Genomic DNA, 12,237 nt, shown 5'->3' with positions numbered 1-12,237 from the left:
CCAATGAAAAAGTTTTTAAATATATTTTTTGCAGTTTTGCTCTTCATTATCCTGGTGTTGTTAGTTATTCCCATGGCTTCAGTGTATCTGAAAGCACCCATGCTTCTGAGTGGATACAGCAGCTCGTTTACCATGCAGTTCAATTCACAGTTTGTTCTTTTGAGTCTGGTATTACTATTGATTTGTTTTCTTTTTTATAGATTTGGAAAATACTGGCGTAAATTATTGAAAGCTAATCTAATCCTTTCGGTTTTGTTTTTTCTTGCCCAGATGTATTTCACTATAGTTATGTTTTCTACGGCTAAAAAATACAATACCCAAGTTTCATTTTCTCAGGGATTAAAAACTTCTGATGAACCTATAAAACCTACAGAAACCTATTCTTATCTCACAATTTACAACGAAGAACAGCATATAGATGTTTTCCGGCCGGAAACAAAATCTTCAGCGCCTGCAATACCGGTTATTCTTGTGCATGGTGGTGCTTTTATTGAGGGGAACAGAACTCAGATCGGTTATGCTGCCAATTGGTTCAAAGATCATGGATACACCGTTTTCTCCATCGATTACCCTTTAGGAAGGGAAGACCGGCACAATTGGGAATCTGCTGTTAATGCAGTAGTGACTTCGATGGGGTTTATTGTGAAAAATTCAAAAAAATTCAACATTGATCCGAATAAAATAGTTTTGGTAGGTGGCTCTGCTGGAGCCGCTTTGGTGATGCAGGCAGATTTAGGATTAAGGAAAGGTTTTGCAAAGTCTTACGATTCCCCGCAGCCTCCGGTTCCTGCCGGCGTTATTGCTATTTATCCGCCCGTCAGCTTATCCGAAATCTGGCAGAAAATAGATGAGAAAAAAAATATCGATTTGAAATATGCAGCCAGAAGATATCTTGGGGGATCACCCACCGAAGTTCCACAGCGCTATGCACAGCTGAATTTAATAGACCAGCTTTCCGAAGGAATTTCTCCGACATTCATTATTGCCGGTGAAATAGATCACGTTGTAAATATAGAAGCGACAAGAAAATTTGTGAAAAAAGCGGAAGATCTGAAACTTCCCGTTTCCTATGTTGAAATTCCGTATGGTGAACATGTTTTTGATGCTAATCCCAATGCTATTGCCGGACAGATTGAATGGAATAAAATAGGAGAGTTTTTAAAGGCTAATCACCTGGAAAACTTATGGACTTCAGCTGTTTTATGATAAACAAATTTAAAGCCACTGCTTTTGCAGTGGCTTATTTTTATTAATGCAAAATTATAGATTTTGCTTAGTGGTGAAGTTTAAAGGAGTTCAAACCGGACAAGGTTCAATAACCCTCATTTCTGTATGTTATGTCACGCATTTATATCTGTAATATTTTTATAATATAGTATGATATTTTTAAGCTCTATCAACGGCAGTTTACTTTCGCTGAGGGATGAGAATACCGCTATATCAATCTGGAACCAGGCCCCGTTGTTGACAGGCTTGTGCTGGCTGTACCATGTTTTAAGCGTATTGGCCAGACGGCAAACAAACGGGTCGGAGTCGCTGAAGGATGGTTGGCATCCTCCCGCAGGAATCTCATAATCTGTCGGTATTTCAAAAGTGAATGGCGCTGCAAGCAGTACGGGTAATTCTATAGCAGGCAATAGGTCTCCTGAAGCTGCCAGTAAAGGATAATTCCATGATATGCTGAGCTTCACCAATTGCTCTGCCAATTCATCGTACGTAAAGAATGTGCTGAAGAAGTTGGCTAATTGCTGGGCAAGCGGAAGGTTCAGTCCCGCATCATTATTAATTCGGGCAATGTCAAAGGTATCATCATTGCTTAGTAATGGGATCAGTTTATTAGAAAATCTTACTAACGGTGTGCGGTATATAAAGTCGTTCACGGTCGGATTATAAGGAACTAGGTCTTCATTACGTATAATAGACAAGCCTGCCCACGCATATTGGAACTGTAGCACATTCAGTGAATCTACGTTGACATTGCGGGATGGAATGTTGAAGGATTCTTCCCATGACAGATAGGTTTTATCTTCCGCCTGATACCAATACGCATTAGGAATAGGCAAGCCTTTCTTATCGGTGGCATTCACTTTCGTATAATTATCAATCGTCACGTAAGGGGTTTGTGGCACATCTGCTTCCAACACAGCTTTAGTACCACGGTACAGCAACAGATCATCAGAAGACATATCCACCGCAGGCACGATAGTTACCAGAAAGCGGTTGTCGAAATCGGTATCATCTGTCTGTCGGATGATGAAATCGTAGGCACGGGCAGTACCATTGCTGTTAGGATTGCCGAAAAGCTGACTGTTGAATTCGCTCCAGGCAATAGCAAGGTTATGGGTCAAAGTGACCATCGTTTGTAATGCATAATAAGCATTAGCCAGATTAATATCATTGCTGTCTGATTGAGCATTAATCAATTTCAGATAACGGTTGAAATCATCCAGTACCTGCGGCCATACGGTTACAAACTGAGCCAGGTCACTGAAGAGGTCGCGGGAAGGTGCTCCGAACATTTTTGCGGAAGGATTCGGAATCATATTGAACTCAATATCAGAAAATATCTTATCCTGCGCAGCCTGGTCTTCGGTATACGAATACGTAAAGTCCCATTCGGATGCTTTGGCCAGACGCGTTTTGGTGGTATCGCCTTCCACAGATACGCCTTTGCCTTTTTGTGTGGTCAATGTAGGCGGTGTAGGGTAGTTGCGCAGTACTACAGGTATATCTACGTTACCTAAGCTTTGCTGCAGAGATGAGGTAACAGATGCTGTCTTTAGCATGCTGCTATTACTACTTACATCAGCAGGTATAATGAATGTAAGCCAGTTAGAACCCTGATAGCCTTTGATCCCTGCCACATCCCTGATATCGCATTCCACATGGGTGACCACATAAGTGATATCCAGGTCTACGCTGGTAAATTCCTTCGCATTTTTAGTGGTAAAGCTGAAAGTAAGGAAGGAATCGGTATCAGTGGCATCCTTTTCATTCAACTGTATCTTGGAGGTGGAGATGCTGTATTCTTTTGCTTCGCCATCTGTTTTGTTACCGATCATCGGTGTACCATACAGGCGTGGCGGTGTTTGATAGTTGCCAGATGCCACAAAGTCTGATTCGGCCGTTACTTCGAATTGTACCAGAGCATTTACGGTGTAGGCATTACCAAGCTGGTTGAGCAGTTGCTGCTCGAATTTATCTTTCGCATTGCCAAGACTGGTATGGTCACCCGGGGCGGATGAAACATAAGGTGCTGTAAGTATTGGTTCCACTTCCGAAGCAATGGCTCCGGCTAATTTAGTCTTAGCGTTGGTGATGGCCTGCAGGTAAGTAGTGGCATCTATGCCCTGTGTTTCCAGCCAGGCTTTTTCCTCATCCGATTTCAACTGATCCACAAGGAAAGCAGGTATCGCGTAGTCTGCACTCAGGAATACATCGATGGCATTCAGGGACTGTGCGCCCCAGTTATCCATATCTATGCTGGTAAAAGTCTGTACTTCGCCTTTGCTGCAATCCAGACCCTGGCCTGTTAGATAATCACATATGGGTACGCCACCTTTGGAAACAAGGCTTGTGGCCAATGGCTTAGGCGCATAGAATACAGCATTCAGTAAGCTGTATGTATAGATATTGATTCGGTATTGATTAAACTGTTCAGCTGTCAGTTGTTGCTGCAAAGCAGTATCAAACAGATCTCTGCTGTCATACAGGGTGCCTACCAAAGTATGGACGGCACTGGTAACATCTGCTGGTACGCCATCTGTTGTAAGCTGTGCAATAGAGTCAGCCGTCAACTGATAAGTACCCACCTGGTTGACTTGCCAGTAAATACCCTGGCCGGATTTTAAGCCCATGCGTACTACGAACACAGCCTGGTTATTGACACCGCCTGCCGTTGCTGCATTCGTACCTATGGCGATCTTCAGTTCGTAATTATCAACACTTAAGAAGGCAGCTTCAAACAAGGCAGCAAACTCATTCAGGCTGTACTGCGGATCAGTGCCGTCTTGTGCTGTTGTGGACATCGTTTTCGGCTTCACCTGCGTAAGAGCACGGGTGACCAAAGTGCTGTCTTTAAAGTCCGTGTTCACATACTGCAGGTCTCGGTAAAAATCAAGATTGACAGTGAGCTGCAATATGGAATGGGTATCGATATCTGCTACATTAACCGGGCTGGTGAGCGGGTTCATAACCGGAGCCGTACCCTGATTTCCCTGGCTGCGTGCCGATAAATAAGTATAAATATCTTTTACAAACTGCAGCAACTGGTTGAACTGGTCTCCGGAGAGATCGGTGGCCTTGCCGGGTGTAAGCGAAGTGCTGAGTGTAACGGTTAATGTATTCTTACCATCTACCGGATTTAACTGGGTCAGTTGATAATATACATTGGTGTAGGTCAGTAAATCATTGGCGGCATTCTGTTTCCAGTCCTGTTGCTGATCTGCCGGTACATCCGGCAATTCGTTATAGCGTTGTGTATTGAAGTTGAATCCCAGCTTCAGTTCCGGCAGATTATCGGTGCCAAGGTCAAATAAATAACTCAGTTCCACACTTGGCCATTTACCTAATCCTTTCAATTCATCCACATAACCTGTCTGGATAGGAGGATTATTAACCGGTGTAGCAGGATCCAGCTGCGGATCACTGAATGGGGTCACTGTTACGTTGCCATAATAATCTACCCAATCAAAATGTACCTGCACCGGATGACCGATACCACGGTAAGGGTTGTCATTTTCCTGCGGATAGCCGGCCGGATAGCTCATAAAAGCATTAGGTTTAGCGAACTTGCCAATAGGTACCACCTGGTTGTAATACCATATCAAATCGTCGTCACCGTTGCTGTCGTCTGTTTTACCCAGCACATCGTCCTGTGTCTGTGGCTTGGCAGGTCCTGCAGGTAAACCTACAATACTTTCTGTAAACCAGCTGTTTTCTACTACCTGGTAGCTGAGCAGATTGTACATATTGTTGAGGTATACTTTGGCATAATCCGGATCCGTTACTTTAGGTTGTTTATCCGGATCAGGGTTAGGATTCGTACGATTCAGATCGAATCCGGCTGTACCTTGCTGTACGGCAGTTACCTTATGCAGGATCTGATCGTTGATGGTCAGAGTGGTCGGATTCACAAAGATGTTCACCACATCCCTTACAGCCCAGGCCATAGCAGCCATATCTATAAAGTAATAGGCAGCAATGGTTTCGAAGGTAACACCTGCTTTACCGCCGATGGTATATTGTACCTGAGGTAACAATATGAGCTGCCAAAGCGGAAGGTTGTTCCAATCGCTGATACCCGGATTGAGCTGTTGAATAGCCGCTGCATCTACTTCATAATACGCCGCGATGGAGTTCAATGAATTACCCGGACCGTTAGTTCCTACTTCGGATACCAATCCGTTAAAGGTGATAACAGGGACAGGATATTGTGCAGGGTTTGTTGCATCTGCTTTTGTATTGAGGACTACTTTTTTATTCAGCTCTACCAACTCGGCAGGCAGTATATTGAAGCGGGCCGTAATGCTATCGATGGTATCATCAGGACTGTTAACATAGTATGACAATCCTTTCTGCATTTCGCTTTGTGCATAGACCACGCAGGAGCTCGCATCGATCTTATCACCTGTTACGGCGCAGGTCATATAATCGGTTGGTTTGTTGTTGTACTGGCTACTATAAGTTACAAGCAGACGTACATTAGCTGTATCCCCCTTACCGAATACACTGGAAGGGAAACCTGTATTGCCTTCAGTTTCGTTATACATCAGGTAATATCCTCCTGAACGGGTAATGCTGCATTCCCAAAGCAGGCGGATGAAATCGTAGATACTGTTCAGTACACCTGTGGTAGGCGCTGTTTCAGCTTCCTCTCTTGCTGCCATTTTCAGCGAGGTATCAGGATTGGTTTCGGTAGAGAGGTTGGCTTGTACGATAAATGTTTTCATGTGCTCCATGCCGACGGACAATAATCCGTCTGAGCCTTCATACAGCCATTGTATATCAACGATCTTATCCGTGTTATTATTGACTGATTTTGGATCTAATGCCAGCAACAGTCTTTGCAGAATAGTAGCATCTGCTTCACTTGCCCCCAAAAGTTCATAGCTGTAAGCATTTACTGAAGCTGTAGAATCAGTATCGAGAAGTTTAAGCTCTATATCTACCATCGTACTCCATCCGTAGTAAGAAGATGGCCAGTAATCCATCACCCCTTTGGCGGCATCATACTGTCCTATCTGAACGCTGAACGCTGAACCTTGCTCTTTAGGCAGTGCCAGTTGGTTGAGCAGACCGGAAGGGAACTGCCAGATCAATGGCGATATATTGCTTTGGTCTCCCGGTGATCCGTAAGGTAAATTCAATGCTCCTGATGTCTGCCATTGCGTAGTAGTTTGGAAAGTGTATTGTACTGCCTGCAGGTTGAAAGGCTGCATAGGTGTCAGCTCCAGTACATCTGGTTGTATACCAGTTTCCTGTGCGTAGGTAAGCAGGGTACTGATTTGGTTAAGATCTTCAGACGTTAAGGTTATATCGAGTGTATTGCCACCTTCTTCCTTCATTGTTTTTCCGTTGAACTGCAGCCAGCTTAAAGAATTGTTGATAAGCTGTATCGAGAAGTCTGCAGGTATAGTAGCAGGCAGGTCAAATTCCTGACCGGTCAGCGCATATAGGGCGCAATTGGAACCCGTACAAGGTGAATCTTTCGAAAGGGTAAGTCCCGGAAGAGTAGTAGGCAGACGCATACCATGTAATTGATACCGTGATACCATACCTGACAGTTGTCCATAAGAATTATTATCAGTAAAGTATTCCAGAATACTGCCTACAGTAAGGTATTGCAGACCAGGAATATTGGCATTGGTATATCCTTCGCCGTCGTAGAAGAATTTGTCTTGCTGCTGGTTGGCATAATTGTTAGCCAGCAGGGCTGCTGTGGTATTATATTGCTGTGCTAATGTATCTAGCGTGTCGGCCTCAACTGCATCGCCGAAGGTAATAGTAGTATGGATAAACGGCTGAACTAATACCTGACCTAGCGGCTGGACTTGCAGTGCCTGTACCTGTAGATCACTCGCAAGGTCCTGAGGGGTAACCGTAGCATTTGCTACTATTGAAATAGCGGCTGCCATGCTGGTAAGCGTATCACCAGGTACAATAGTATATGGGATAGTATTGTATTCAAAGCTGTTACCGGCAATGAATAATCCTGGAGTTATCTGGTTTTGCATCAGTAATGCACTTACGTCGAGTTTTTTGTATACGTTCGTGCAGATGCCATTAAAGGTGTCTTCGTTCTTAGCAGTATAGATAGCGGCTCCAATGATCAGCCAGCTGCCTGTCATGAGGACTGCCGTATTCTGGAAGCTGGTATCAGCGGCAAGATCTTTTACCGTTGTTTTTAATCCGGCCGCTACTGCATTGATGGTATCGGTAGCCTGTACATTATAGGAATTGCCTTTATAAGTAAGTGTTTGAGGTGCCAATAATCCCGGCACAGCTGCATTTTCTGTGATCAGCATGGTTGCTGTAATGGCATATATAGCCGCCACAGAAGTAAAGGTATCGCCATCTGCAATATCATACATCACACCTGTTATGACTACCGGATTATTGCCGGTAAGCGGATGGGTCTGATTAGCCGTAGCGATGTCCTGTACATAAACTTTATTGTTCGTTCCGTCTACACTAATACCATTAGCCCAGTTGACCATAGCGGATAAGCTGTTGCCATTGCTGAGACGATAGGTAAAATTATCCATCGAATCAGAAGCGTAGCCTGCCAGCTGCTTACCTAAGAGTACGAAATAATCTTCAAAAACAAAGGTAGACATACTCCATTGCTGCGGATCGGATACTGCAAACCTGGCAGCAGTTGCGGTTTCTTCCTGTACTTTTACGGCCAGCTCATTGAACCATTCTTTCACTGCGGAAAGATATTCCTGCGTAGCCATATTATAATTATTGAACTGGATGTCCAATGAGATATCAGGTACCTTCAGTTCAAGATCAAAGAACATAGGGAAGATGGCTGCTGCGGTCAGATTGTCTTGCAGCAACTGAACGTTGACTGCCTGAAAGCTGTTTTGCAGGAAGTTGAGCAGATCATGGGTTGGTATAGGGAAAGGATTGCTTTCACTGGACAGAAAAGCGATCAATGCATCGAGATCCGCTTTTGAAATACCTTCCGTATCTACTTCTGCACGGGCAGATTGTGATGGGGTATGATCAATATAGTTCAGTACCAGCCAACGGAAGAAATCGGCGCATAAATATTCAAAAGAAGTCGTAGTTCCATTGCCGTCACCTGATGGATCAGGTGCATCGGTGAACAGAGTAGCTACATATTGTGCGGTCTGGCCTTTCAGGTTACCATTTTCAGGTCCTGATATAGTTAAATGAGGCACAAAATACAGATTCAATGTAGGCAGGCTGTCCGCAGAAATTGTTGCTAATACAGAACAGTAGTTGATAGGCATATGAGGTGAACGTCGTATCACCATTTGATCAGGCCAGATTTCCTCTGTTGCTTCAAATGCATCAATTGTTGCAAATTCAACAGGCATAGCACCATCAAGCGGTGTTGCTATGCGGGCTGGTGCAATTCGTACAGTAGCTGCAGGTGCAGATAATCGGGCGGCAGCGTGTGGCGCTCCAAGATTGTTATTCCACGGTGCTTTGGCGGTCTGGTCTGTCCCAATGGTGAGGTCAAAGCGTATTTTGGCCGTAAAGGTAAAATGAATGGTAATGGAGAAGATCCCCAGATTCAGTTTAGCAGAAACCCTGACATCCACTGAAGCTACAATAGCCAGTGGTATTTTGTTATAGGCTTCAAAAGTAGCCTGTGCATACACCATGACGGTAATATTAACACTGGCTGATATGATCCCGAAGTCTATAGAACCGTATAATTTACCAATAATTCCGATGGTACCTTGCAGATAATAATAATAGGAGGTTTCTACCTGTTCTTTATTGCTTTCCTGTAGAGCTCCGCTGTAAGGATAGTAAGCGGCTATCACCCCTTCAATGATACCAAACATGGTGATGCTGAAACCGGCATTGAGTATACCGTAATTTACGCTATAGCCCACACCTACCTGCAAACCGATCCCAAATACGATCACCGGATTAAAGTTTCCGTAATTGGTTTTAGGGACTTTATTGGTCGTGGCGCTGCTGAGTTTGCCGAAATATAGACCTCCTGATCCCATAGCAGGGATACCCGGTGGCACAATGGCCTGCAGGGTGAACGAACGGGAGAAATCCATATTATAAGGGAAACCAATATCCACCATGAAATCACCATTGGTGTAAATTTCAATACCAATGGAAGGCAGCGTGATATTGACTGCACCAAACTGCAGATAGCGTAGTGCATTAGGCAGCGTAAGATCTATTTGATAGACACCGATAGAGTCGGAGATCTTTTTATACATGATCTCAAAGTCGAGCCCTTCGAGTATCTTAGCTTTGCCACCTGCCATGGCGATGCGCAGTCCGTACAGGTTAGGATCGTTAAACACGACCTGCATATCCAGCGTCCATACCGGTTTATCCTTGGTGCCTGCATTCAGTATCCCAAAATTGGTCGCGATCAGCCAGTTGCTGTCTTCGTTGAACTGCAACAGGGTATTGCCAGAACCCGGTCCTATAGGCACTGTGCCCGGTTTAGGCTCTGTAAAGGCTTCCTGCATGGCCTTGGTTACATCTTTGATAGAATTGTATTGGGCAGGATTGACCAATTCTACGTGCTGACCCATGGCGAGCAGACGTAGGTCGAAATACTGGTTGCCTTGTCCTGGTACTTCCGGCATTTTCTGAATGTCCTGTCCGCCGGTGGAAGGTTTGAACAGGTTACTGTCGTTGATAGAAGGCACCACGGAATTACCGTCGAAGGTGATGAATACCCCTTTTTCGGTTTTGGTAAGGTTGATGCCGTTAATATTGATGAATATGAGGTTAAGCGTTTTAGGCAGTTTGTAGGTCACCTTAATGTCTTTGGTATCGAGGTTGTAAGTCACCGAGAAACCGTCCAGACTTATTTTATTAAGTATATCCCATGGTGCATCGAGCTCAAATGTTGGGTTGAACAGCATCTTCATGAAAGAAGTGATCAATCCGCCCAGGGTCCAGTTCTTAATAGAGAAAACAATGGTACGGCTTTGTCCGCTTATATCATACATGGCGGTAAAGCCTTCCCAGGTAATAGCGAGCTGCTGGTTGTTTTCGGAGAAATTATAGCTGATGCCAACGGTGGCATTGAAGTAGTCCAGGGTTACACTACCTAATACACCGCCGGAGTATTTGCCGGTGGCAGAATCATTGCTTGCAGCTTCATATTTCAGCCAGAGATTGGCGATGATATTGATTTTCTGATCGATAATCGGGAAATTAAATATCCATTGCAGTCCTCCTTTTACTTCATAACTGCTTTTTCCTGTTCCGTTTGGAATGGTGGCATTCAGCGAGAATTGTGTAATATTTAAGCTGTCGGGAAGGAAGCTGGTAGGCAGACTGATGGTCTGGAATAATTGCTTAATGAGTTCACCCAGATTTAAATTACGGCCTTCGGGCATTGCAAGACTTAAGTCCCAACCGTCAGATGAATTATAATTCACATCCGTATTGAGCTGCAGGCTGCCAATGGCAAATAATCCTGATACCTGGGCTGTAAATATACTTGGGCCGGTGCCGCTTGCGGGTGAAGAAGAAGTCAGTCTTAGGGTGCCATCAGTTACCGAAACATTGGTGATGAAATTGATGTCAATATTGGCATTGGCATAAAACTCATAATACTTGCTGTTGATATCCATATTGATACCGAAAGCGGTAAATTCAACCAGCAATAAATTTTCAGGAATGTTAATAGCTCCCGCCGTAATGGCTGATAATAAATTGTTAAACGTAACCGATCCGGTAAAGGCAGCAGAAAGCGTAAGATCTGAAGTGATTTCCACATCAAAACCTCCCACAAATATAGTGGGGAAGAAGTTGACTCTGGCGCTGAAATATAAACTTTGTGCATTCGTGGTACCCGGACCAATGATGACCCAGTTCACATCGAATTGCTCAATAACAAAATTATCGAAAAGCGTCCATGCACCATTCGATCCTATATATGCTGATACGCTGGTTATACTCAGCCCGTTGCTGAAATCCAGAGAGGTATTAAATCCTTTGAAAGCAATACTGTTGAGATATTGCTGTAAAGTAGGTGGTATGGTCTGAAACCAGTTCTGCCCGGCCATCAGTCCAAATAAACTGAGCGGGGTAAGTGGTTTGTCCGGTTCGGAAGCTACATTCAACAGGAAGGAAGAGGATCCTGATTCAACAGCTGCACTGAAATTCAATACAATAGCATCGCCAGCCGCCAGTAACAGCTGGAAGTAGAGTATAGGCGTCTGTACTTTTTCCGTCTCACCTGCCGTTGGCATTAACCCATCATCCGTTTCGTACTCAAGGCGCAATGCATCTCCTTCATCTTCCGGTTCTGTGGGAATTATTTCTTCTTCTGTTTTGATCTGAAACCCAATACCAGGGTTGCTGACTTTCAGAAATCCCAAGGATATCAGGGTGGCATCTACATTGACAAAAAGATCCAGATCAGGATAAACGATATCTTCGTTGTTGACCTGCGAAGGATCTATACTTCCCACAAGAGCCAGTTGTGTGGATGAGGTCCAAGAAGTAAAGAAATTCACGACAGGCTGCAGCCATTTGGTCAGTGTAATAAGCGCTGCAAAGTTCTGTCCTTCTGTTAAAGAAATATTTTTTTGCTGCCATTTGAAAGCAGGTACTTCCTGAGTACTGAAAACAAAGGAAGGCGAGGTATAAGGAAGATTATCGAATACACCTCCTGTCATATATGGCCAACTGGTGGCAAATATCCAGTTGGAGAGATTGATCTGTATGGTAAACTGAACTTCATCCGCATCATTCGCTGTAACGATCAAGGTGACGGAGGTATTACTCTTTTCTACATTGAGTATGGCTGCCGTTGCATTGGATATCGTTAGTGTGTTCCCGACAGGCTCAGGTATAGAAGTACCGGAAGTGTCGATCAACAGAAACGAATCAGCAGGCAGCTTGTAGCTTTTGGACAAAAGATCGTCCAGCCCAGCCTGAGGGATCAGGTCCGAATCGGTAAAAGATGCTGCATCAATAGTAATGTTGTTATTATTGGCAGCGGCCTGGCTCCTGAAGGTAGCAGCTAATTTGGATAAGCTCATA

General features: G+C 44.3%; 2 protein-coding genes. One reads left to right on the top strand and one right to left on the bottom strand.

Features of this window, described 5'->3' with window-relative positions:
* The first annotated feature begins 3 nt into the window (after nucleotides 1–3).
* Nucleotides 4–1,206, top strand: coding sequence for an alpha/beta hydrolase (locus HHL23_RS02670; RefSeq protein ID WP_169233270.1), 1,203 nt, complete (start codon nucleotides 4–6; stop codon nucleotides 1,204–1,206).
* Between the two features lie 134 nt (nucleotides 1,207–1,340).
* Here HHL23_RS02670 and HHL23_RS02665 read toward each other — a convergent pair whose 3' ends face one another.
* The gene (locus HHL23_RS02665; RefSeq protein WP_169233269.1) at nucleotides 1,341–12,236 is read right to left on the bottom strand and encodes a hypothetical protein; all 10,896 of its coding nucleotides are present in this window, start codon (nucleotides 12,234–12,236) and stop codon (nucleotides 1,341–1,343) included.
* Nucleotide 12,237: the final 1 nt, after the last annotated feature.

Origin of the sequence: Chryseobacterium antibioticum (assembly GCF_012927325.1) — a bacterium.
GTDB lineage: Bacteria > Bacteroidota > Bacteroidia > Flavobacteriales > Weeksellaceae > Chryseobacterium > Chryseobacterium antibioticum.
Note: the sequence above shows the minus strand (reverse complement) of the source record. Positions and strands in the feature narration are given on the sequence as shown.

What these genes read in the sequence shown, in the direction of transcription:
- HHL23_RS02665 (WP_169233269.1), bottom strand. Translation starts at nt 12,236, where the DNA reads ATGAGCTTATCCAAATTAGCTGCTACCTTCAGGAGCCAGGCCGCTGCC.
- HHL23_RS02670 (WP_169233270.1), top strand. Translation starts at nt 4, where the DNA reads ATGAAAAAGTTTTTAAATATATTTTTTGCAGTTTTGCTCTTCATTATC.